At 63.1% G+C, this 21,211-nt stretch carries 23 protein-coding genes; 6 read left to right on the top strand and 17 right to left on the bottom strand.

Translation table 11 applies throughout. The annotated features are described in order from the left end of the window. Nucleotides 1-4 precede the first annotated feature (4 nt). From ubiA to HKX24_RS04085, 4 genes are read left to right on the top strand one after another with little or no spacing between them, the layout of a single operon-like run. Nucleotides 5-979 (top strand): 4-hydroxybenzoate octaprenyltransferase, encoded by a 975-nt coding sequence (ubiA, locus tag HKX24_RS04100; protein ID WP_271693026.1) that lies wholly within the window; start codon nt 5-7, stop codon nt 977-979. Nucleotides 980-1,038: 59 nt separating this feature from the next. Continuing rightward, on the top strand, nt 1,039-2,964 hold the full coding sequence (locus HKX24_RS04095; protein WP_271693025.1) for an OmpA family protein: 1,926 nt from the start codon (nt 1,039-1,041) through the stop codon (nt 2,962-2,964). After that, nucleotides 2,951-3,274 carry a hypothetical protein gene (locus HKX24_RS04090; RefSeq protein ID WP_007118939.1) on the top strand — a complete coding sequence of 108 codons (324 nt, stop codon included), beginning with the start codon at nt 2,951-2,953 and terminating at the stop codon, nt 3,272-3,274. Before HKX24_RS04095 ends, HKX24_RS04090 begins: the two co-directional genes overlap by 14 nt. A 23-nt stretch (nt 3,275-3,297) precedes the next feature. Beyond that, nucleotides 3,298-3,693 (top strand): VOC family protein, encoded by a 396-nt coding sequence (locus tag HKX24_RS04085; protein ID WP_271693024.1) that lies wholly within the window; start codon nt 3,298-3,300, stop codon nt 3,691-3,693. A 9-nt stretch (nt 3,694-3,702) separates the two neighbouring features. Here the strand turns inward: HKX24_RS04085 and HKX24_RS04080 are convergent, their stop codons facing one another. The 10 genes from HKX24_RS04080 to HKX24_RS04035 form a co-directional block, all read right to left on the bottom strand. Beyond that, nucleotides 3,703-4,146 carry a molybdenum cofactor biosynthesis protein MoaE gene (locus HKX24_RS04080; protein ID WP_271693023.1) on the bottom strand — a complete coding sequence of 148 codons (444 nt, stop codon included), beginning with the start codon at nt 4,144-4,146 and terminating at the stop codon, nt 3,703-3,705. A 3-nt stretch (nt 4,147-4,149) separates the two neighbouring features. Continuing rightward, nucleotides 4,150-4,395, bottom strand: coding sequence for a molybdopterin converting factor subunit 1 (gene moaD, locus HKX24_RS04075; protein ID WP_209218317.1), 246 nt, complete (start codon nt 4,393-4,395; stop codon nt 4,150-4,152). After that, the gene (gene pgsA, locus HKX24_RS04070) at nt 4,395-5,060 is read right to left on the bottom strand and encodes a CDP-diacylglycerol--glycerol-3-phosphate 3-phosphatidyltransferase (RefSeq protein ID WP_067265553.1); all 666 of its coding nucleotides are present in this window, start codon (nt 5,058-5,060) and stop codon (nt 4,395-4,397) included. The genes moaD and pgsA overlap by 1 nt, the downstream gene beginning before the upstream one ends. Nucleotides 5,061-5,145: 85 nt before the next feature. After that, nucleotides 5,146-7,014, bottom strand: a complete 1,869-nt coding sequence (uvrC, locus tag HKX24_RS04065) for an excinuclease ABC subunit UvrC (RefSeq protein ID WP_271693022.1) — start codon at nt 7,012-7,014, stop codon at nt 5,146-5,148. A gap of 285 nt (nt 7,015-7,299) precedes the next feature. Beyond that, on the bottom strand, nt 7,300-8,079 hold the full coding sequence (locus tag HKX24_RS04060) for an SDR family oxidoreductase (protein ID WP_271693021.1): 780 nt from the start codon (nt 8,077-8,079) through the stop codon (nt 7,300-7,302). Nucleotides 8,080-8,091: 12 nt separating this feature from the next. Beyond that, the gene (locus HKX24_RS04055; protein WP_271693020.1) at nt 8,092-9,051 is read right to left on the bottom strand and encodes a calcium/sodium antiporter; all 960 of its coding nucleotides are present in this window, start codon (nt 9,049-9,051) and stop codon (nt 8,092-8,094) included. Between the two features lie 167 nt (nt 9,052-9,218). Next, on the bottom strand, nt 9,219-10,016 hold the full coding sequence (locus HKX24_RS04050; RefSeq protein WP_271693785.1) for a S49 family peptidase: 798 nt from the start codon (nt 10,014-10,016) through the stop codon (nt 9,219-9,221). Between the two features lie 59 nt (nt 10,017-10,075). Next, nucleotides 10,076-10,837, bottom strand: a complete 762-nt coding sequence (locus HKX24_RS04045; protein WP_067265544.1) for an ABC transporter permease — start codon at nt 10,835-10,837, stop codon at nt 10,076-10,078. Continuing rightward, nucleotides 10,834-11,763: an ABC transporter ATP-binding protein gene (locus HKX24_RS04040; protein WP_271693019.1), complete on the bottom strand. Its 930-nt coding sequence runs from the start codon at nt 11,761-11,763 to the stop codon at nt 10,834-10,836. Before HKX24_RS04040 ends, HKX24_RS04045 begins: the two co-directional genes overlap by 4 nt. Before the next feature lie 63 nt (nt 11,764-11,826). Continuing rightward, complete coding sequence (locus tag HKX24_RS04035) at nt 11,827-12,348, bottom strand: carbon monoxide dehydrogenase subunit G (protein WP_271693018.1); 522 nt, start codon at nt 12,346-12,348, stop codon at nt 11,827-11,829. Between the two features lie 103 nt (nt 12,349-12,451). Here HKX24_RS04035 and HKX24_RS04030 point away from each other — a divergent pair, with 103 nt between their 5' ends. Then, nucleotides 12,452-13,432: a DMT family transporter gene (locus tag HKX24_RS04030; RefSeq protein ID WP_271693017.1), complete on the top strand. Its 981-nt coding sequence runs from the start codon at nt 12,452-12,454 to the stop codon at nt 13,430-13,432. Here the strand turns inward: HKX24_RS04030 and HKX24_RS04025 are convergent. The 6 genes from HKX24_RS04025 to HKX24_RS04000 all read right to left on the bottom strand — a co-directional run bounded on the left by HKX24_RS04025 (nt 13,429) and on the right by HKX24_RS04000 (nt 19,182). Further along, entirely contained in the window at nt 13,429-14,394 is a 966-nt protein-coding gene (locus HKX24_RS04025) for an NADPH:quinone oxidoreductase family protein (protein ID WP_271693016.1), read from the bottom strand. The genes HKX24_RS04030 and HKX24_RS04025 overlap by 4 nt on opposite strands. Before the next feature lie 82 nt (nt 14,395-14,476). After that, nucleotides 14,477-14,587: a DUF2474 family protein gene (locus HKX24_RS04020; RefSeq protein ID WP_136720396.1), complete on the bottom strand. Its 111-nt coding sequence runs from the start codon at nt 14,585-14,587 to the stop codon at nt 14,477-14,479. Next, nucleotides 14,587-15,594, bottom strand: coding sequence for a cytochrome d ubiquinol oxidase subunit II (gene cydB / locus HKX24_RS04015; RefSeq protein ID WP_209218325.1), 1,008 nt, complete (start codon nt 15,592-15,594; stop codon nt 14,587-14,589). Before cydB ends, HKX24_RS04020 begins: the two co-directional genes overlap by 1 nt. 1 nt (nt 15,595) lies before the next feature. Then, a complete protein-coding gene (locus tag HKX24_RS04010; protein WP_271688235.1) occupies nt 15,596-17,074 on the bottom strand; it encodes a cytochrome ubiquinol oxidase subunit I in 1,479 nt (492 codons plus the stop codon). A gap of 90 nt (nt 17,075-17,164) precedes the next feature. Then, complete coding sequence (locus HKX24_RS04005) at nt 17,165-18,514, bottom strand: HAMP domain-containing sensor histidine kinase (protein ID WP_271693015.1); 1,350 nt, start codon at nt 18,512-18,514, stop codon at nt 17,165-17,167. Further along, nucleotides 18,511-19,182, bottom strand: a complete 672-nt coding sequence (locus tag HKX24_RS04000; protein ID WP_271693014.1) for a response regulator transcription factor — start codon at nt 19,180-19,182, stop codon at nt 18,511-18,513. Before HKX24_RS04000 ends, HKX24_RS04005 begins: the two co-directional genes overlap by 4 nt. 162 nt (nt 19,183-19,344) lie before the next feature. Between HKX24_RS04000 and HKX24_RS03995 the strand changes: the two genes are divergently transcribed. Next, nucleotides 19,345-20,466: a Do family serine endopeptidase gene (locus tag HKX24_RS03995; RefSeq protein ID WP_271693013.1), complete on the top strand. Its 1,122-nt coding sequence runs from the start codon at nt 19,345-19,347 to the stop codon at nt 20,464-20,466. Between the two features lie 105 nt (nt 20,467-20,571). Here the strand turns inward: HKX24_RS03995 and HKX24_RS03990 are convergent, their stop codons facing one another. Beyond that, nucleotides 20,572-21,210, bottom strand: coding sequence for a response regulator (locus HKX24_RS03990; RefSeq protein WP_271693012.1), 639 nt, complete (start codon nt 21,208-21,210; stop codon nt 20,572-20,574). Nucleotide 21,211 lies beyond the last annotated feature (1 nt).

Below are 21,211 nucleotides of genomic sequence, written 5' to 3'. Positions count from 1 at the left end.
ATATATGCACAACCAGCCGCCTTCGCCAGATGCTACGCCCGATGCGCCTGTTGCCGATGCGGTGGCCGACAATTGGGTCGACCGTCACGCCCCGGCGGGGCTCCGCCCCTACCTGCGGCTGAGCCGCGCGGATCGGCCCATCGGCACATGGCTGTTGCTGCTGCCCTGCTGGTGGGGGCTGAGCCTTGCGATTCTCTTCGACCAGTCGCCGCGGTGGGAGGATCTGTGGATCTTCGCGGGCTGCGGCATCGGCGCTTTCCTGATGCGCGGCGCGGGTTGCACGTGGAACGACATCACCGACCGGCATATCGACGGGAAGGTCGCCCGCACCCGGCTGCGGCCCATCCCTTCGGGCGCGGTGACGGTGAAACAGGCGCTAGCGTGGATGGTGGGGCAGATGCTGCTGGCGCTGCTGATCTTGCTGTCATTCAATCAAGCGGCCATCGCGATGGGCGTGCTGGCGCTCTTGCCGGTGGCGGTCTACCCCTTTGCCAAACGCTTCACTTGGTGGCCGCAGGTCTTTCTGGGCCTCGCCTTTAACTGGGGCGCCATGCTGGCTTGGACGGCCCATGCAGGCACGCTGCACGCGCCCGCCGTGGTGCTCTACTTCGCGGGCATCGCTTGGACGCTGTTTTATGACACGATCTATGCCCATCAGGATGCCGAAGATGACGCGCTGATCGGTGTGAAATCCACCGCCCGGCTCTTTGGTGAGAATTCCGGCAAATGGCTGCGGCGCTTCCTGATGGCCACAGTGGGGCTGATGGGGATTGCCGTGATCTATGCCGGGCTGCCCCAAGCCTCGGTGCTGGCGCTGGCGCTGGCCCTTGGCGGGCCTTGGGCAATGGGATGGCATATGGCATGGCAGCTGCGCGGGCTGGATACCAAGGACAATGCCAAGCTTTTGCAGCTCTTCCGGGCCAACCGCGATACCGGCATGATCCCGCTGTTGTTTTTCGCGGCAAGCTTGCTGGCCTGATTGCACCCCCGGCAGGACGCGCGTATCAAGTCGCAAGCTTAACAATCAGAAGTCCGCCCATGCGCCTCTCCGCCATTTTCACGATCGCCCTGACCTTTGCAGCCGCAGCGGTGGTCTCTCTGGTGGCGGCGAGCTTTTCGGTGCAACTGATCGAAGACACCTCGGAAATCGGCGTCCGTGACGCGCTGGACGCGCAGGGCATGACATGGGCCGAAGTGCAGGCCGATGGCTTGCAGGTCACCCTCGCCGGGATCGCGCCGACCGAGGCCGTCCGCTTTCGCGCCCTGTCGACCGCAGGCACCGTGGTCGACGCCGCCCGCGTCATCGACGAGATGGAGGTCGAGGCCCAATCCGGCATCGCCCCGCCGCGTTTCTCTGCCGAGGTGCTGCGCAATGACGCGGGCATCTCGATCATCGGCCTGATCCCCACCAGCACCGACCGCGAGGCGGTGATCGACGCCTTTGGCGACATGGCGGGCGACGCCTCGGTGACCGACCTTCTGGAATCCGCAGATTATCCCGCCCCCGAAGGCTGGGAAGACGCGCTGAGCTTTGCCGTGCAGGCGATGGCCGACCTGCCCCGGGCCAAAGCCTCGGTTGATGCGGGGCGGGTGACCATCACCGCCATCGCCGACAGCGCCGCCGCCAAGGCGCAGATGGAACGTAAACTGCAACGCGCCGCCCCGCCCAGCCTGCGGCTGCGACTGGACATCGCGGCCCCGCGCCCGGTGATCACGCCCTTCACCCTGCGGTTTGAGATCGACGCGGAAGGCGCGCGTTTCGATGCCTGCTCTGCCGATACCGAAGCCGCCGCCGACCGTATCTTGAAAGCGGGCATCACCGCCGGCGCGCCTGAGAGCGCCGATTGCACCATCGGTCTGGGCGTGCCCAGCCCGAACTGGGGCCGCGCCGTGGCGCTGACCATCGACGCGCTGCGCCGTTTGGGCCAAGGCAGCATCTCTTTCGCCGATGCGGACATCACCCTGCTGGCCGCGCCCGGCACCGAGTCCACCACATTCGACCGCGTGGTGGGCGAATTGGAAAACGCGCTTCCCGATGTCTTTGCCCTGACCGCGAAACTGCCCGAGGTCGAAGACCCAGAAGCAGGCCCGCCCGAATTCACCGCGACCCTCTCGCCCGAGGGGCAGGTGCAACTGCGCGGACGACTTTCGACCGAGGGGCTGCGCGATCTGGCCGACAGCTACGCGAAATCGCATTTCGGCTCGGCCAACGTCTATACCGCCGCGCGGCTGGACGAGACCCTGCCGGGCGATTGGGCCACCCGCGTTCTGACCGGGCTTGAGGCCATGGCCTCCCTCGCCAATGGCTCTGTCAAAGTCACCCCGGACCGGCTTGAGGTGATGGGTAACACCGGCAACAAGGACGCCAACACCACCGTCGCCTCGCTTTTGGCCGATAAGCTGGGCGAAGGGGCGGATTACAGCATCGATATCACCTATCAAGAAAAGCTCGACCCCATCGCGGGTCTGCCGACGCCTGAAGAATGCGAAGCCGAAATTCGCGAGATCCTGAAAATTGGCAAGATCACCTTTGAGCCGGGCAGCGCCACGATCGACGCCTCCGCGCTTGGGACGATGGACGATATCGCCGAAGTGCTCAAAAACTGCGGCGACATCCGGCTAGAGATTCAGGGCTACACCGATAGTCAGGGCCGCGAATCGATGAACCTGTCACTGTCGCAAAGCCGCGCGGAATCGGTTCTGAACGAATTGCGCGCGCGCCGGGTGCTGACCTCCTCCTTCGTGGCCAAAGGCTATGGCGAGGAAAACCCCATCGCAGACAACAAGACCGAAGAGGGTCGCGAAGCCAACCGCCGCATCGAATTCCGCCTGATCCAGCCCGAGGCCGAGACCCCCGAGGACGAAACAGCGCTGGAATCTGCTGAAGAAACGGGCGATACCACGGCAGAAGAGATCGGGGAATCCGACGAAACCGAAGAAGGCAGCGGTGATGAGCAGAACTGAGTTTGTCCTGGCAACAGCCATCATTCTTTTCGTGGCCTTCTGCATGGGATGGTTCGCCAATTGGCTGCTGAACCGCTTTACCCGCGTAGCCGCTGATGATGTGGCCCAGCTGGACCGGATGAGCCAAGAGCTGCACGAGGCCGAGGAAACCCGCGATCAGGCCATCACCTATCTGCAACAGCGCGAGGCCGAGTTGACCAACCAACTCGCCCAGACCGAGGCCGAGTTGCGCGCCGCGATGGACGGGCTGCGCGACGCGCGCCATGAGGCCGAGGAAATGCGCGCCTATATCGAACGTCAGAAAGCCTAACCCCAGACCTTCGGAGCCCTGCCATGGCCAAACTCGCCCACTCCATGATCCGCGTCTTTGATGAGGCGGCATCGGTGAAATTCTACGAAGACGTGTTCGGGCTGAAAATCGCGGACCGGCTGGATTTCGACAGTTTCACCCTGATCTACCTGCGCGACGCCACGGGCGCCTTCGAACTGGAATTGACCGTCAACAAGGACCGCGAGACCCCTTACGATCTGGGCGACGGCTATGGCCATCTGGCCTTTGTGGTCGACGACCTTGAAGCGGCGCGCGAGACCGCGATCAAGGCCGGTGCCACCCCGCGCGAGATCGTTGATTTCCGCCCCGCCGGAGAGACAGTGGCGAAGTTCTTTTTCGTGGCAGACCCCGATGGCTACCAGATCGAAGTCATCGAAAAAGGCGGGCGTTTCGCCTGAGCCGAAGGCTCACCAACGCTGCAACGCCGCCTCGTCTTCGTCTTTCGCGGCGACCCAAGTGTCCCCCTCTGCCGTGATTTCGCGCTTCCAAAAGGGCGCGCGGGATTTGAGGTAATCCATCAGGAACTCCGCCGCCTCAAAGGCATGGCGGCGGTGCCGCGCGGCGGTGGCGACCATCATGATCTGCTCCCCCGGCACCAGACGCCCGTAGCGGTGGATGACCAGCGCATCCTGCAGATCGAACCGTCCCATCGCCTGCTCGGCAATCTCACGCAGGGCCTTTTCGGTCATACCGGGGTAATGTTCGACTTCCATCGCGCTGAGCGTGCCCGCGTCATTGTCGCGCACCACGCCTGTAAAGGTCACGATCGCGCCGCTGCTCCCCTCGCCCTTGGCAAAGCGCGCGGCTTCCTCACCCAGATCAAAGGGCGCTTCCTGCACCAAAACGCGCATCGCTCAGCCCCCGGTCATCGGAGGGAAGAAGGCCACCTCGCGCGCGCCTTGCAGCGGGGCGTCGAAATCGGTCAGTTCCTGATCAACGGCGACCCGCAGCGCGGAAAGGTCGGAAAAGGCAACTTCGTAGCGCTCCTCCCGGCCCCGCAATTCTTCGACCAATTCGGCCACCGTGGCAGCTTGGCTCTCGACCCGTTCGCGGGGCAGGCCGATGCGTTCGCGGACCCATGCGAAATACAAAACATCCATTAGCGTGGCTCCTTCAGGTGCGGCAGCGCCTTGCGCAGATAGTCAAAGCCGGTGATGGCGGTCAGCACGGCGGCGACCCACAAGAGCGCCAGCCCCAGCAGCCCGGCCCATTCCATCCCGGCGAGTTTCCAGCCCAGCCCGAGATGATCTTCGACCTCGCCATCAAGGATCGCTTCGATCATCTGCTGGTCCATGCCGAAAACGCTCATCCCGAGGTAATGCTCGAACACGCCTTGCGAAAACAGCACGGCGATGGCGATCATCTGCAATGTCGTCTTCCACTTGGCCAGTTGAGTCACCTTCAACGTGCCGGCGACATCGCCCAAATACTCCCGCAGGCCCGAGACAAAGACCTCACGAAACAAGATCAGCGTGGCGGGCAGCACCAGCCATGGCGACCAGCTTGAGAAGGCGACGATCACCATCAGCGCGATCACGACCATCGCCTTGTCGGCAATCGGGTCGAGCATGGCGCCGAGTTTGGTTTCCTGCGCCCAAGCGCGGGCAAGGTAGCCATCGAACCAATCCGTCACCGCCGCCCCGACAAAGAGCAGCAGGGCGAACCAATCGGCATAGGGGCGCGTAAAATAGAGAAACATGACCGCCACACCGGGGGCCGCGACCAGCCTGAGCAGGGTCAGGATATTGGGCAAATTCCATTTCATGACGTTATCCTATCTTGCGCCGTTCGTGGCTGAAAGGACGAAACCGCCCCGTCCACGAGCTGTCGGCAGCACGGGGCCGCCCGCCCTATCCTTTTTCATGGAAATAGCCGTAGATCGTCTCGGCCAGCGCATCCGATACGCCCTCAACCGCCTTGAGATCGCTGAGGTTCGCGCGGCTTACCGCCTTGGCCGAACCGAAATGCGCCAGCAGCGCACGCTTGCGCGCAGCGCCGACGCCCGGCACATCGTCGAGGGGTGTGGCGCTGACCCCCTTGGCCCGTTTGGCACGGTGGGTGCCGATGGCGAAACGGTGCGCCTCATCCCGCAGGCGCTGCACGAAATAAAGCACCGGATCGTTGTGGCGCAGCGCCATGGGGCGCTTGCCGACGCGGTGGAACTCTTCCTTGCCCGCGTCGCGGTCAATGCCCTTGGCCACGCCGACCATGGGAATATCCTCAACCCCATGCTGCGCCATGATGGAGGCCACGGCGCTCACCTGCCCCGCGCCGCCGTCGATCAGCAGCAGATCGGGCCAAAGGCCGCGGCTGCGGTCCGGGTCCTCTTTGATGAGCCGTTTGAAGCGGCGGTGCAGCACCTCTTTCATCATGCCGAAGTCATCGCCCGGGGTCAGGTCATCGCCGCGGATGTTGAACTTGCGGTACTGGTTTTTCATCATGCCTTCCGGCCCCGCCACGATCATCGCGCCGACGGCATTGGTGCCTTGGATATGCGAGTTGTCGTAAACCTCGATCCGCTGCGGCGGCTTGGGCAGGTCGAAGGCATCGGCCAGCCCCTGCAACAGCTTGGTCTGCGTGGCCGTCTCAGCCATCTTGCGGGCGAGGCTTTCGCGGGCATTGCGCAGGGCACCGTCGACCAGTTCGGCCTTCTCACCCCGTTTCGGCACCAACAGTTCGACCTTACGGCCCAGCTTGCCGCTCAGCGCCTCGGCCATCAGATCTGGGTTCTCGATCTCATTGCTGAGGATCAACTGCCGGGGCGGCTCTCGGGTGTCGTAGAACTGGCCGATGAAGGCCTCCAGCACCTCGGCGGCGTCGATCTCGCTGCCGATCCGAGGGTAGTAGTCATGGTTGCCCCAGTTCTGGTTGGCGCGGATAAAGAAGACCTGCACGCAGGCCTGACCGCTTTCCATGTGCAGCGCGATAATGTCGGCCTCGTTCACCCCCTGCGGGTTGATGCCTTGGGCGGTCTGAACCTGCGTCAGCGCCTTGATCCGGTCGCGCAGGGCGGCGGCGCGTTCGAACTCCATCGCCTCTGACGCCTCTTCCATGTCCCGCGCCAAACGGCCCTGAATATCCGTCGATTTGCCGCTGAGAAACCGCTCCGCATCGCGCACGGTCTCGCGATAATCCTCGGCCGAGATTTTGCCGACACAGGGGGCGGAGCAGCGTTTGATCTGATGCTGCAAACAGGGCCGCGTGCGGCTGTCGAACATCGCGTTGGAACAGTCCCGCAACAGGAACACCCGTTGCAATTGGTTCAGCGTCCGGTTCACCGCGCCCGCGCTGGCAAAGGGGCCGTAGTAGCTGCCCTTCTCCTTTTTCGCGCCGCGGTGTTTCTTGATCTGCGGGTAGTCGTGATCGGCGGTGACAAGGATATTGGGAAAGCTCTTGTCGTCGCGCAGGAGCACGTTGAACTTGGGCTTAAGCTGCTTGATCAGGTTCTGTTCAAGCAGCAGCGCCTCGGTCTCTGTCTTGGTGGTCAGAAACATCATCGAGGCGGTGTTCGCGATCATCCGCGAGATCCGCGCCGAATGCCCCGTTGGCCGCGCGTAGGATGACACCCGCGCCCGCAGGTTCCGCGCCTTGCCGACGTAAAGCACGCGGCTCTCCGCATCGAGCATCCGGTAGACGCCAGGCGAGGAATCGAGCGACTTCAGATAGGCCTGAATCACCTTGCGGCCTTGCGGCGGAGGGCTGTCGTTGGGCGTGGTCATCTCAGGCGCTGATTCTCGTGCTTCGCTGCAATAGGACGGCAATGGGGGCAAGCTTTAACATGTCCACCAAACATGTGGATAACTCTGCCGATAACTTCTGGGCATCTTGGATTTCTCTTTGTTTTTAACATGGTTCGCTGATTTGCCTATTTTTTAGGCGCGCCCATAATATCCTGATTTCGTTCATTCTTTTGTTTACCATGAAACAAGCCTCTGAAAACAAAAGGGTTTCGGTAACACTTTGGTTACATAGGTTAAGGACGTGCAAAACTTCCCGCATGCGCGTCAGTTTCGGGGGCTTTTAGGGCTTGTTTCCCATTGCAAATGCTCTCCGCCATCGGTGCAGATAAGCTGCCCCGTGACCCCCGGCGAATCGATGAAATACCCCAGTGCCGCCGTGATATCCTCGGGGTTCGCGCCGCGGCCAAGAACCGTGCCGCGGCGCTGCGCGGCAAAGTCATCGGGGTCTTGATGCGGGCCTTGCAGGGTCGGGCCGGGCCCGATGCCATTCACGCGGATCGCGGGGGCCAGCGCCTGCGCACTGGTGCGCGTCATCGCCCAAAGGCCCATTTTGGCGATCGTATAGGTGGTGAATTCCGGCGTCAGGTTGCGCACCCGCTGGTCCAGCATATTGACGATCAAACCGCTGGCACGCGGCTCTCCGCCGGCGTCGGCATCGGGGGTCAGCCCCTGCCCTGCCATCGCCTGCGTCAAAACGAAGGGCGCGCGCAGGTTGCTGCCCATATGGCGATCCCAGCTTTCGCGCGTCGCGCTGGTGATATCGTCCTGCTCAAAAATCGAAGCGTTGTTCACAAGGCAGGTGATCGGCCCGCCGAGCGCATCCGCCGCGCGGGGCAAAAGCGCTTCGGCTTCGGCATCGTCGAGAAGGTCAGCTTGCAGGGCCACAGCGCGGCGGCCCAAGGCCGCAATCTGGGCGACGGTCGCCTCAGCCCCGCTTTGCGAGGTGGCAAAATGCACCGCCACATCAAAGCCGCGCTGCCCGAGGTAGAGCGCCATGGCGCGGCCCAGACGTTGCCCGGCTCCGGTCACCAATGCCCGCCGCATCTGCCGCCCTCCTCAGATCAGGATGATAAACAAATAAAGCCCATAAAGCGCGCTCAGCGCCACGCCCCAAAGCCGGGTGATATCGCGGCCCAGATAGACGAAGGGGATCAGCAAAAGCGACGCGCCCAACATCACCCAAAGGTCGATCCGCAAGAAAGCTTCGTCGACCGAGATCGGACCGACAAGGCTCGCAATGCCGATGATCGCCAGCAGGTTGAACATGTTGGAGCCGATCACATTGCCAAGCGCTACATCCGCCTGACGGCGCAGCGCCGCCATCACCGTGGTCGCAAGCTCAGGCAGCGACGTGCCCACGGCCACCAGCGTCAGGCCGATCACCGTGTCACTGACCCCATAGGTCTGGGCGATGATCGTAGCGTTATCCACCAAAAGGCTCGCCCCCAAGGGCAGGCCGATCAGCCCGAGGATCAGGAACATCGCGATCTGCCAGCCCGCCATATCGGGGTCCGCGCCTTCGGGCTCTTCCTCATCCTCTGCCGCGCCGCTGCGGCAGGCGTGGCGGTGGTCCTTGGCATCGCGGAAAGCGTCGAAAAGCATATAGGCCAGACCGGCGAGCAGGATCAGCCCGGCGATCCAGTCAAAGACGCCGCGGAAGGCCAGCGCGATGAACAAGAGCGAAGCCGCTATCATCTGGTTATAGGTCTTGCGGGTGCTGCATTCCGAGGTGTGCATCGTCGCCAAAAGCGCCGGAATGCCCAGCACCATCAAGATATTGGCCGTATTCGACCCCACGACATTACCAAGCGCCAGCCCCGGCACCCCGTCCAAAATCGCCTTGACCGAGATCAGCAACTCCGGCGCCGAAGTGCCAAAGGCCACGATGGTCAGGCTGACGATCAACGCAGGCACGCCAAGGCGCAGCGACAGGTTCACCGCCCCTTTCACCAGCGCATCCCCCGCAAACAGCAGGATCACGAGGCCAAGCCCCGAAAGTAGCCATGGCATCAGCATCAACGCCCTCCCTTACAGGCACAATCGCCTTTGCCAATGCGGTAACGTCCGCAGTCACGGCATTTGGACCGGGTCAGGCGCCTGCCCCCCAGCCAATGCATTTTTCCAAACCAAGCCATGAGGCCCATGGCCACCAGAAACAGCAGGACGATCTTGAAAACCATGGGCTAGAGTCCAAACCGCGCGAAGGCCGCGCGTTCCTCTATGCCCTGCACCGCGTCCTGCATCATCTGAACGCCAAAACGCGACAACAGCCCGCGTTTCACGCCATAGCGGCGCAGCCTGACCTTATCGCCAAAGCGCTTTTTCAGCAGTGGTTTCAGATGGCCGATCCCGTCGATCAGCCCCAGTTCGGCAGCGCGTTTCGCCAGCCAGATTTCCCCGGTAAACAGGTCTTGCCCCTCGGGCAGCTTGCCCGCGCGGCGGGTCTTTACATGGTCGATGAAATTCTCGTGGATATCTTCGAGCATGGTTTTAAGCCGCGCAACATCCTCAGGGTTTTCGGGACGGAACGGATCGAGCATGGATTTGCTCTGCCCCGCCGTATAAACGCGCCGCTCGACCCCATGCTCGCGGATGAACTCATGCACCCCGAAGGAGGCCGAGATCACCCCGATGGAGCCGACGACCGAGCTTGGGTCCGCGTAGATCTCATCTGCCGCCGCCGTCAGCCAATAGCCGCCCGAAGCGGCTACATCTTCGACGAAGGCGATGACGGGAATGTTCTTTTCTTCGGACAGGCGCCGGATGCGCGCGCCGATCAACGACGACTGCACCGGGCTGCCACCGGGGGAGTTGATCTCTAAGGCGACAGCGGCAGGCTTGCCCTTGGCAAAAGCCTTTTCGATGACCGGACCCATGGTGGCATCGTTCAACACCGCGCGGCCCTGCGCGCCGATCATGCCGGAAAGCCGGATTACGGAAACGCTGGGCGGGGATTTCAGGAAGGGCAGCCGAATTCTCATGCCCTTCATGTAGAACGCCCACCCCGCGCAAACAAGGCGGACGCCCAAGTTTCGTAGGCTCAGGCCCGAAGACGCCAGCCGGTGCGGAAAATCCACCAGATCACGCCGAGGCAAAGCGCCGTAAACAGCGCGATGGCGGCAAGGCTGGTGATGATCGGCACATCCGCCGCGCCGAAAAACGCCCAGCGGAAGCCCGAGATCAGATAGACCACCGGGTTGAAGTGCGAGATCACCTGCCAGACGGGCGGCAGCATCGAGATTGAGTAGAAAGACCCGCCAAGGAAGACCAACGGCGTGACGATCAAGAGCGGGACCAGTTGCAACTGCTCGAAATTGCCCGCCCAGATGCCGATGATAAAGCCCATAAGCGCGAAGCTGATACAGGTCAGGATCAGGAAGGCCACCATGGCGATGGGATGCTGGATCGTGATGTCGACAAAGAAGAAGGCCGTGATCAGGATGATCGTGCCGATAAAGAGCGCCTTGGTCGCCGCCGCGCCGACATAGCCGATGACGATCTCGAAGAAGTTGATCGGCGCCGAAAGCAACTCGTAAACCGTGCCGATGAACTTCGGGAAATAAATCCCGAAAGAGGCGTTGGAGATCGACTGCGTGATGACGCTGAGCATGATCAGCCCCGGCACGATGAAGGCGCCGTAGCTCACGCCCTCGACCTCATCGATGCGGCTGCCGATGGCGGCGCCGAAGACCACGAAGTAAAGCGAGGTCGACAGCACCGGCGAGATGATGCTTTGCGTGATGGTGCGAAAGAAACGCGCCATTTCAAAAGCGTAGATGGCTTTGATCGCGGTCCAGTTCATGCCGCATCCTCCTTGAGCAGATCGACAAAGATATCTTCCAAACTGCTTTGCCGTGTCGCCACGTCTTGCAGCACCAGACCGCTTTCCGCGACCTTGGAGAGCAGTTTGGTGATGCCGGTCCGCTCGGCATTGGTGTCATAGGTGTAGATCAGCGATTGCCCATCGGCGGACAATTCCACATCTGGCGATTGCAGCGCCGGCGGCACTTCGGTGATCGGCTCGGTCAGTTGGACTTCGAGTTGCTTCTTGCCCATGCGCGCCATCAGCGCGTGTTTCTCTTCGACCAGCAGCAATTCGCCCTTGGCGATGACGCCAATCCGGTCGGCGATGGCCTCGGCCTCTTCGATATAATGGGTGGTCAGGATGATCGTCACGCCCGAGGCTTTCAGCCCCGCCACGATCTCCCACATGTCCTTGCGCAGTTCCACATCGACGCCTGCGGTCGGCTCATCCAGAAACAGCACCTTCGGGTCATGCGCCAGCGCCTTGGCGATCAGCACGCGGCGTTTCATCCCGCCCGAAAGCTCGCGGATTTGGCTGTCTTTCTTATCCCAGAGCGAGAGTTGCCGCAGGATTTTCTCCAGCACCGCCTCATCCGCCGGACGGCCAAACAGCCCGCGCGAGAAGCGCACGGTGTTGATGACCTTCTCAAAGGGTTCGAGATTGATCTCCTGCGGGACCAGCCCGATCATGGAACGGGCCGCGCGGAAATCATCCCGAATGTCATGGCCGCCGACGGTCACCTTGCCGCTGGTCGCGGTGGTGATGCCGCAGATGGTCGAAATGAGCGTCGTCTTCCCCGCCCCGTTCGAACCCAGAAGCGCGAGAATCTCGCCCTTCTCGATCTGCAAGTTGACCCCTTTGAGCGCCTCGAAACCGCCCGCGTAGGATTTACGCAGGTTCTGAATATCCACGATTGTCGGCATGGTCGTCTCCGCTTTGGTAAGGCGCGCAACCTAACCGGCTTTGCACCGGCTGAACAGATGCCTTCAGGTCTTGGCGCGACCGAACCAGCCCTTTTTGGCAGGCGCGTCTTCTTCGGTGGCCGACGCCTCTGTGCCCTCCTCTGCCGGACCTTCGAGCGAGGATTGCAGGTTGTCGAAAAACTGATCCGCCATTTTCTTGGCGAAACCGTCGATGATCCGGCTGCCAAGCTGCGCCAGCTTGCCACCGACCTTGGCCTCGACATCATAGCTCAGCTCGGTGCCGCCGTCCTTCTCAACCAGCCGCACTTCAGCACCGCCCTTGGCGAAACCGGCGGCGCCGCCCTTGCCCTCGCCGGTGATCGTCAGCGCCTCATTCGGCACCAAATCAGAGAGCGTGACATGGCCCTTGAACGTCGCCTTCACCGGGCCGACCTTTTGCACCACCGTGGCGACATAACCCTCTTCGACCGAGCCTGAGACGTCTTGTGCGCCGGGCACGCAGGTTTGCAGCATATCCGGGTCGAGCAATGCCGCGTAAACCTCGGCGGGGGTGGCGGCGATCTGGCGGGTGTCGGACATCTGCATGGCTGGCTCTCCCTTAGGCGTATCGCAACAGTCTAGCGGGGAATTCTGCGCAAACCAATGTCAAAGCGCTGGACCTTACGCGCCGGGCTGATAGGTCTTTGCCATGACAAGTAGTTCCCATAACCGCGCCGGACTGGCGATCGGGCTGATCCTTCTCGGCGTCGCCGCGATTTCGGTCAATGACATGCTGATCAAACGTCTGTCGGGCGGCTATCCGCTGCATCAGATCGTCTTTACCCGCTCGGCCATTGGGATTCTGCTGGGGCTGGTGCTGGTCAAACTCGAAGGCGGATTTCACCTGCTTAAAACGCAGCAGCCGGGGCTGCATCTGCTGCGCGGGCTGCTCATCGTGATTTCGAACATGTCGTTCTTTTTGGCGCTCTCGGTCCTGCCGTTGGCCGAGGCAACGGCGCTGTTCTTTGCAGCCCCCCTCTTCATCACGGTGCTGTCGATCCCGCTTCTGGGTGAAAAGGTCGGCCCGCTGCGCCTTGGCGCGGTGATCGTGGGGTTCATCGGCGTTGTGATCATGATGCGCCCTTGGGCCAGCACCGCGACGCTCGAAGTCTCCCGCTGGGTGCTGCTGCTGCCGGTGCTGGCGGCGCTGACCTATGCGTTGAACCAATTGATGACCCGCAAGCTTGGGGTGAACTCCAAAGCCTCGGCGCTGATGGTCTATATCCAAGCCGCCTTTGTCGCCGTGTCGCTGGGGTTTTTCCTGATCGCGGGCGATGGGCGGTTCGTGGATGAGGGCAGCAGTGCCTCGCTCCAGTTCCTGCTGCGCGCGTGGATTTGGCCTGCCCGTGAGGATTACCTCACCTTCCTCGGCATTGGGTTGAACATCGCGCTGATCGGCTATTGCCTGAGCCAAGCCTACCGGCTGGGGGATGCCGCCACCGTCGCCCCGTTCGAATATATCGGCCTGCCGCTGGCGGTGTTCTGGGGTTTCGTGATCTTTGGCGACCTCCCGGTCTGGGAGGTCTGGGTCGGGATCGCGCTGATCCTCGCCTCGGGTCTGTTCGTCTATCTACGCGAGCGCCAAAAGGCGCTGCGCGTGACCCGTTTGCAGGGCGGGCGGCGGGCTTAAGCCGCCACCTCGACCACCACTTTGCCGGTCGCCTTGCGGTCGCGCAGCAGGGCCAGCGCCTCATTCGCCTGTTCCAGCGGCATCACGTTGCTGACATGGGGTTTCAGCTTGCCCGCGACATACCATTTGATCAGCTCGGCGAAACTGTCGGTCAGCACCGAAGGTTTGATCTTGGCATAGCCGCCCCAGTAAAAGCCCAAAACGGTGAGGTTCTTGACCAGCAGGATATTGGCCGGGATCTGCGGCACCTCGCCGCTGGCAAAGCCCAAGGGGATCAGCCGCGCTTCGGGGTTGCAGGCGCGCATGGCGGCTTTGAACTGATCGCCGCCGACGGGATCATAGACCACATCGGCCCCGCCCAATTCCTTGACGATGGCGCGGATGTCGTCGGTCTCGGAATTAATCAGGTGATCGGCGCCCGCCTTCTTGCAGACGGCGAGCTTGTCTTCGCCGCGCGCCACGGCGATCACCTCGGCCCCCATCAGCTTGCCCAGTTCCACCGCCGTCAGCCCGATGCCGCCCGACGCGCCCAAGACCAGCAGCCGCTCGCCCGGCTGCAACCGCGCCTTATAATCCAGCGCCACATGGCTGGTGCCATAGGCGATCAGAAAGGCCGCCGCATCGACCGCTGTCATCTCTTCGGGGATCGGCACGCAGACGGCTGCCGGAATGGCGGCATATTCGGCCAGACCGTCAAACCCGGTATAGGCCGCCACGCGCTGGCCGACCTTCAGGTGATCCACCCCCGCGCCCAGAGCGGTGATCCTGCCCGCCATCTCCATCCCCAGCGTGAAGGGCAGCGGCGGTTTTTCCTGATAGGTGCCTTTGATGATCAACAGATCGCCAAAGTTCAGCCCGCAGGTCTCGACCTGAACCAGCACCTCGCCCTGCCCCGGCATCGGCATCTCAAGCTCTTGCAGGGTGAGCGGTTCGTCATAGGCGGTGACTTGCATGGCGCGCATCGGGCTGTCCTTTCGTGCTGCTTTGGCCCGAAGAGGCCAGAAGCCAGCGCGCTTGGCAAGACCCGTGGCCCGCGCCGCTGCGTCAGCCGGGCATGATCACCAGCCGGATGCCATAGGCCACCACCGCCAGCAGGGCGACGCTGGCCAGCCAAAGCGCCACGAACCAGCCCGCGCGTTTCAGCCAATGGCGCATCAGTGATAGCCCTCCTCGGGGTCGATTTTGCCGCGGAACACCCAATAGGCATAGGCGGTGTAGCTCAGGATCAGTGGCAGCAGCACCAAGGTGCCGACCAGCGCGAACATCAGGCTCTCATCCGGGGCGGCAGCCTCTGCAATGGTCAGGCTCGGCGGGACCATATGGGGGTAGAAACTGATCCCGATGCCGATAAAGCCCAGCACGAAAAGCGCCAGCGCGCAGAAGAACGGCTGCTTGTCGCCGCGGCGTTGCAACCCGCGCAGCATGCCGAAGGCCGCAAGCGCCACCAGCAGAGGCACGATGCCGCTGAAGAGCGCGGTGGGCCACGCGAACCAGCGTTCGAAATAGACCGCATCGGTGAAGGGCGTCCAAAGGCTGACCAGCCCCATGAAGACCAGTGTCGCCACCGCCAACGGCCATGCAAGGCGGCGCATATGCGCTTGGATGCGGCCTTCAAGCTTCATGTTGAGCCATGTGGCGCCCAAGAGCGCATAGCCCGTGGTCACCGCCACACCGGTCAGGATCGAGAAGGGCGTGAGCCAATCCCACCAGCCGCCCGCATAGGCGCGGCCTTCGATCTCGATCCCCTGCACCAGCGCGCCCAAGGCGATGCCCTGACAGAAGGAAGCCACCAGCGAGCCGCCGAAGAACGCCATGTCCCACAGCGGTTTCCAGCGTTTCGTGCGCCAGCGGTACTCGAAGGCAACGCCGCGGAAGATGAGGCCCAGCAGCATCAGGATGATCGGCATGTAAAGCGCGGGCATCACCACCGCATAGGCCAGCGGAAAAACGGCGAAGAGCCCGCCGCCGCCCAAGACTAGCCACGTCTCATTGCCGTCCCAGATCGGCGCAACCGAGTTCATCATCACATTGCGCTCGCCCTCATCCTTGGTCATCGGAAAGAGCAGCCCAACACCCAGATCGAAGCCATCGAGGATGACGTAGATCAACACCGCTGCGGCGATGATCCCGGCCCAGATGAACGAAAGTTCAAGTCCAAACATCTCAGCTCTCCTCGCCCTTGTTATGCGCGGTCTTGTCTCTGACCGCCGCCTCTTCGCCGACAGCAAGGATCGGCCCCTCGCCGCGCGCCGGGTCGTTCTGCGCCGCCCCGTCTTGCGCGTCGTCCCCCTGAACGTCGTCGCGTTCATCCTCCAGCACATGACCGACAACCGGCTTGCGCATCATCGCCAGAATATACCAAGTGCCCGCGCCGAAGACGAAGAAATACACCACAATGAAAGCGATCAGGGAGGTCGCGACCGCCGGCGCCTCAATCGGGGCGAGGCTTTCCGAGGTCCGCAACAGCCCGTAGACGGTGAAGGGCTGCCGCCCGACCTCGGTCGTGATCCAGCCCGCCAGCACCGCGACAAAGCCGGTGGGGCCCATCAGCAGCGCCAGCCGGTGCAGCATCGGCGCATCGTAAAGCCGCCCGCGCAGCCGCGCGAAGGCCGCCCAAAGCCCCAGCCCCAGCATCGCAAAGCCAAGCGCGATCATGATGCGGAAAGACCAAAAGACGATGGCCACCGGCGGCTCATCCGCGTCTGGGATCGTATCCAGCCCGTCGAGCGGCGCGTTCAGATCGTGCTTGAGGATCAGCGACGACAGTTTGGGAATTTCTACCGCGTAGTCGATGCGCTTTTCCTCGGGGTTCGGGATACCAAAGAGGATCAGCGGCGCGCCCTCTGGGTGGCTGTCGTAATGCCCCTCCATCGCCATGACCTTGGCGGGCTGATGCTCCAGCGTGTTCAGCCCGTGCATATCGCCTGCAAGGATTTGGAGCGGTGTGACCAGCAAGAGCATCCACATCGCCATGGAGAACATCCGCCGCGCCGCCGCATCCGCGCGGTCGCGCAACAGGTGCAGGCCCCCGACCCCGCCGACGACCAACGCCGTGGTCAGATAGGCCGCAAGCACCATATGCAGCAAACGGTAGGGGAAGGACGGGTTGAACACGATCGCCCACCAATCCTCGGGCACGAATTGGCCCACGTCATTGATGGCAAAGCCCGCAGGCGTCTGCATCCACGAGTTCACCGACAGGATCCATGTGGCCGAGGCCAGCGTGCCAAGCGCGACCAGCGCTGTGGCGAACATATGCAGCCCGTCGCCCACCCGTTTGCGGCCAAAAAGCATGATGCCCAAAAAGCCCGCCTCAAGGAAAAAGGCCGAGAGCACCTCATAGGCCATCAACGGCCCGACCACAGGCCCCGCCTTGTCAGAGAAGACCGACCAGTTGGTGCCGATCTGGTAGGACATGACGATGCCCGAGACGACCCCCATGCCAAAGGCCACCGCGAAGATTTTCTTCCAGTAGTTGAAGAGCTTCAGATAGGTCTCTTCGCGTTTCCACAGCCAGAGCGCGTTGAGCACGGCCAGAAAGCTCGCCAACCCGATCGAGAAAGCCGGGAAGATGATGTGGAACGAAACCGTGAATGCAAACTGCACCCGCGCTAGGATTTCGGCGGTGTAACCGTCGAGCATATGAAGCCCCCGCGTATTGTTTCCTGACCTATATAGGACCCGGCGGCGGGAGCGGCACAGGCTAAATTGCCGCAGTGCTTGGCCCGCGTTCTAGCTGTCGAACGCCACCACGACGCGCAGCCCCGGCGCGTTGTCGGCAAGCTCCAGCCTTGCCCCATGGAGTTTCGCCACCCCATCGACCAGCGCCAGACCCAGCCCATGACCCGGCGTGCCCCGGCTGCGATCAAGCCGGTAGAGGCGCTGCAACACTTTGTCGCGGTCCTCTGCCGGAATGCCGGGACCGCCGTCCGCCACCGTGAGCGTGACCTGCCCCGCCGCCTGCTTCAGCGCGACCTCTACCGCCTCGGCATCCCCGGAATGGCGCAGGGCGTTTTCGATCAGATTGGCCAGCAATTGCCCCAAAAGCGCGCGGTCACCGGTGACATGAACAGGGGGTTCGGGCAGATCGCAAAGCAGGCGTTTGCCCTGCTCCCCTGCTGCAGGCTCGTAAAGCTCGACCATAGTGCGGCAAAGCGCGGTGAGGTCGACGGAGGCGAAATGGGCGCGGGCCTCGCCCTGCTCCACCTGCGCCAATTGCAATAGCGATTGAAAGATCGCGGCAATGCCCTCCAACTCGGCCCGGGCACGGGCCAGCGGTTCGGCGGGGTCCGCGCCCGCAGCCTCGGCCCGGTCCAGATCGTCAAGATGGACAGAGACACGCTGAATCGGGGTCTTCAGATCATGCGCGATATCGAGAGAGACCTGCCGCAGCGCCGCGACAGAGGTTTCCTGCGCCCGGGCCATCTGGTTCACCGCCTCACCGATGCGCAGCAGGTCATCCGACCAGCGCGGCCCCGGCGCGACCCTTGCGGCCAGATCCCCTGTCGTCAGCCGATCTAGCGTGGCACGGATCACCTCCACATGGCGTTTGGAGCGGCGGGCAAGGATCAGCCCGCCCGACAGCGCGATCAGGACCGTGGGCAGCAGGCTTACCAGCAGAATATTGACGAAAACCTCGCGCAGGGCCGTGATCTCGGCCCGGCTGCGCGCGATGGTCAAAAGCCCGCCATAGAGCGTGTCGGTCAGGGTCAGGTAAACACCCCGATACTCCGCCCGCGCCGCACCGATCGAGACGATGTGATAGCCCTCGTTATCCCGCGCGATGGCCCCGTTGCCGTAAATGCGCCCGTTGGGACCGATGTAGCTGAGGATCAGGCGGTTCGGGTCGGTCTCCCGCGATTCCGCCTCGACCAGCCGCGCGAGCGCGGCGGCGCCGGGGGCGGCACGAAAGCCTGCCATGTCCTGCGCTAGATCGGCGCGGATCGCTTGCTCGAACGACCGTTGGGTGACCGCATAGCTGGCCGCGAGGCTGAGCAGGCTGACGATGGTGAACAAAAGCACCAGCAAAAGCGCCAGACGCAGCGGCATCGACCGCCAGAGCCCCGCCAGCCGCGCCCTCATGCGTCGATCCTATAGCCAGCGCCACGCACGGTCTGGATGAGTTCGCTATCAAAGGGCCGGTCGACCTTGGCGCGCAACCGGCTGATATGGGTCTCCACCACGTTGGTCATCGGGTCAAAGGAAATGTCCCAGACCGCCTCCAAGAGCATGGTGCGGGTCTGCACCCTGCCCTTGCGGCGCAAGAGATGCTCGAGCAAGGCAAACTCGCGCGGCAACAGGTCGATCTCTTGGCCCGCCCGCGTCACCCGGCGGCTGATGAGGTCCATGGTCAGGTCGCCCGCGCGCAGGACCGTCTCCTGCTCCAGCGCCTGCGGGCGGCGGGCCAGTGCGTTGACCCGCGCCGAAAGCTCTCCGAAGGCGAAGGGTTTGACCAGATAGTCATCCGCCCCGGCATTGAGCCCGTCGATCCGGTCCTCCACCGCGCCCATCGCCGTCAGCAGCAGCACCGGCGTGGTATTGCCCGCCCCGCGTAGGGTTTTCAGCAGCGTCAGCCCATCCAACTCAGGCAGCATCCGGTCGAGGATCAGCACGTCATATTGCCCGGTGGTGGCCTGCACCAACCCGTCGCGGCCATCGGCCACCACATCCACCGCATGCCCCTCCTCGCGCAGGCCACGCACGATATAGGTGCTGGTGGTGGTATCGTCTTCGACAACAAGCAGTTTCATCGTGTCCTCATGTAGGATTGCCGATGAATTATACCAAATTCGCCGCCCGTGCAGCCCAGAGGCGGCAATCTCACAAATTTGTATAGGGCACGGCAAGGCACTGTAAAACCGCAGGTCCAGATAGGCTCCCGGAACGACCGAATGCACAGCAAGGAGCATGCAATGACCAAGACTCTTTCAAAAGCCCCCCGCGCCGCCGCCCTTGCGCTGAGCGCCGCGATGGCCGCCACGCCGATGCTGGCGCTGGCCCCCTCGGCCGCGCTTGCGGTTCCGCCGGGCGGCTATGCCGACCTGGTCGAGGCCGTCTCCCCGGCCGTCGTCTTCATCGAAGTGACCGGCAAGCAGCAGCAGGCCGTGGCCCAGCAACAGCTGCCCCCCGGCATGCCCGAGGAACTGCGCCGCCGGTTCGAGCACATGCTGCCCGGTCAGGATGGCGCCGCCCCCGCCCCGCGTCAGGGTCTGGGTTCGGGCTTTATCATCTCCGAGGACGGCCAGATCGTGACCAACCACCACGTCGTCGCAGGTGCCGAGACAGTGACCGTGAAACTCGCCGATGGCCGTAAGTTCGACGCCGAAGTAGTGGGCAGTGACGCGATGACCGACATCGCGCTGCTAAAGGTTGCCGCGGATGTGGACCTGCCCAAAGTGGACTTCGGCACCTCGAAAACCCTGCGCGTGGGGGATGAGGTCGTGGCCGTGGGCAACCCCTTCGGCCTTGGCGGCACAGTCACTTCGGGCATCGTCTCGGCCCTGTCGCGCGACATTCAGGCAGGCCCCTTCGATGACTTCATCCAGACCGACGCGGCGATCAACCGCGGCAACTCGGGCGGGCCGCTCTTTAACAACGAGGGCGAGGTCGTGGGTGTGAACACCGCAATCCTGAGCCCCGGGGGCGGGTCGGTCGGCATCGGCTTCTCGGTGCCCTCGGATCTGGTGCAGACCATCGTCGCCGATCTGGCCGATGACGGGTCGGTCGAGCGGGGCTGGCTGGGCGTGCAAATCCGGCCCATGACCCCCGAGGTCGCCAATGTGCTGGGCTATGACGAGCCGCGCGGCGCCGTGATCGAAGCGATCACCGAGGACAGCCCCGCCGCCAAAGCGGGCCTCAAGAAGGGCGACATCATCCTGTCCTTCGGCGACACAGAGGTGAACGATCTGCGCGACCTGACCCGTGCGGTGGCCACCACCACGCCCGAGAGCGCGGCAGAGGTCGTCGTGCTGCGCAAAGGGTCTGAACAGACCCTCGACGTGACCGTGGGCGCGCTGGAACCCAAGCCGGCGTGATCCACGCCTTCCCGGCGCTCCTCATGCCGCCGGGAAGCCCCCAGCCCTTCGCCCTCGCCGGGGGCTGGGCAGCCTGCCCCGGTGGTCCTGCACTGCCGGGGCTTTTTATGTCCCCTCGCCGCCATCACCTTCGCCTGATGGCGCATTGTGCATATGGAACCGCACCAGTTCCGCCACGGAATTCGCCTCAAGCTTGCGCATCACCCGCGCGCGGTGCACCTCGACCGTCTTGATAGAGATGTCCATCTCGCTGCCGATCTCACGGTTCAACAGCCCTGCCGCCACACGCTCGAACACCCGATGCTCCTGCGGGGTGAGCCGGGCCAGAAGCTGCGCATTTTCGACCTCTGCCGCCTTGCTCTTGCGCCGGGCCGCATCGGACTGAAGGGCGGCGTTAATCAGGTCGAGCATGTTTTGGTTGTTAAAGGGTTTTTCGATGAAATCCACCGCCCCCGCCTTCATCGCCGTCACGGCGGTAGAGACATCGCCGAAGGCCGTCATCAGGATCAGCGGCAGTTTGATCCCCCGCGCGTTCAGCGCCTTTTGCAACTCCAAACCGCTCATCCCCGGCATCCGCACGTCGCTCACAAGGCAGCAGCAACCGCTGTCCTCATAGCTATCGAGGAACGCTGCCGCCGATGCAAAGGGAATGGCGCGCAGCCCGACAGAGCCCAGCAACCACACCAGCGACTCCCGCACCGCGGCGTCATCATCGACGACGTAAACGATCCCCTCTTCCGACATT

It is taken from the genome of Sulfitobacter sp. M85 (genome assembly GCF_029285915.1).
In the GTDB taxonomy this organism is placed as follows: Bacteria; Pseudomonadota; Alphaproteobacteria; order Rhodobacterales; family Rhodobacteraceae; genus Sulfitobacter; species Sulfitobacter faviae.
Note: the sequence above shows the minus strand (reverse complement) of the source record. Positions and strands in the feature narration are given on the sequence as shown.

Coding starts and splice junctions, on each gene's coding strand:
- HKX24_RS04080 (WP_271693023.1), bottom strand. CDS start 4,146: ATGCGCGTTTTGGTGCAGGAAGCGCCCTTTGATCTGGGTGAGGAAGCC.
- HKX24_RS04045 (WP_067265544.1), bottom strand. CDS start 10,837: ATGAACTGGACCGCGATCAAAGCCATCTACGCTTTTGAAATGGCGCGT.
- HKX24_RS04020 (WP_136720396.1), bottom strand. CDS start 14,587: ATGCGCCATTGGCTGAAACGCGCGGGCTGGTTCGTGGCGCTTTGGCTG.
- moaD (WP_209218317.1), bottom strand. CDS start 4,395: ATGGATGTTTTGTATTTCGCATGGGTCCGCGAACGCATCGGCCTGCCC.
- HKX24_RS04060 (WP_271693021.1), bottom strand. CDS start 8,079: ATGCGGCGGGCATTGGTGACCGGAGCCGGGCAACGTCTGGGCCGCGCC.
- HKX24_RS04010 (WP_271688235.1), bottom strand. CDS start 17,074: ATGCTCGACGGTTACACCGCCGAAATCCTAGCGCGGGTGCAGTTTGCA.
- uvrC (WP_271693022.1), bottom strand. CDS start 7,014: ATGACCACGCCCAACGACAGCCCTCCGCCGCAAGGCCGCAAGGTGATT.
- HKX24_RS04035 (WP_271693018.1), bottom strand. CDS start 12,348: ATGCAGATGTCCGACACCCGCCAGATCGCCGCCACCCCCGCCGAGGTT.
- HKX24_RS04000 (WP_271693014.1), bottom strand. CDS start 19,182: ATGAAACTGCTTGTTGTCGAAGACGATACCACCACCAGCACCTATATC.
- HKX24_RS04040 (WP_271693019.1), bottom strand. CDS start 11,763: ATGCCGACAATCGTGGATATTCAGAACCTGCGTAAATCCTACGCGGGC.
- HKX24_RS04095 (WP_271693025.1), top strand. CDS start 1,039: ATGCGCCTCTCCGCCATTTTCACGATCGCCCTGACCTTTGCAGCCGCA.
- HKX24_RS04005 (WP_271693015.1), bottom strand. CDS start 18,514: ATGAGGGCGCGGCTGGCGGGGCTCTGGCGGTCGATGCCGCTGCGTCTG.
- HKX24_RS04055 (WP_271693020.1), bottom strand. CDS start 9,051: ATGCTGATGCCATGGCTACTTTCGGGGCTTGGCCTCGTGATCCTGCTG.
- HKX24_RS04030 (WP_271693017.1), top strand. CDS start 12,452: ATGACAAGTAGTTCCCATAACCGCGCCGGACTGGCGATCGGGCTGATC.
- pgsA (WP_067265553.1), bottom strand. CDS start 5,060: ATGAAATGGAATTTGCCCAATATCCTGACCCTGCTCAGGCTGGTCGCG.
- HKX24_RS04025 (WP_271693016.1), bottom strand. CDS start 14,394: ATGCGCGCCATGCAAGTCACCGCCTATGACGAACCGCTCACCCTGCAA.
- HKX24_RS03995 (WP_271693013.1), top strand. CDS start 19,345: ATGACCAAGACTCTTTCAAAAGCCCCCCGCGCCGCCGCCCTTGCGCTG.
- HKX24_RS04050 (WP_271693785.1), bottom strand. CDS start 10,016: ATGAGAATTCGGCTGCCCTTCCTGAAATCCCCGCCCAGCGTTTCCGTA.
- cydB (WP_209218325.1), bottom strand. CDS start 15,594: ATGTTTGGACTTGAACTTTCGTTCATCTGGGCCGGGATCATCGCCGCA.
- HKX24_RS04090 (WP_007118939.1), top strand. CDS start 2,951: ATGAGCAGAACTGAGTTTGTCCTGGCAACAGCCATCATTCTTTTCGTG.
- ubiA (WP_271693026.1), top strand. CDS start 5: ATGCACAACCAGCCGCCTTCGCCAGATGCTACGCCCGATGCGCCTGTT.
- HKX24_RS04085 (WP_271693024.1), top strand. CDS start 3,298: ATGGCCAAACTCGCCCACTCCATGATCCGCGTCTTTGATGAGGCGGCA.
- HKX24_RS03990 (WP_271693012.1), bottom strand. CDS start 21,210: ATGTCGGAAGAGGGGATCGTTTACGTCGTCGATGATGACGCCGCGGTG.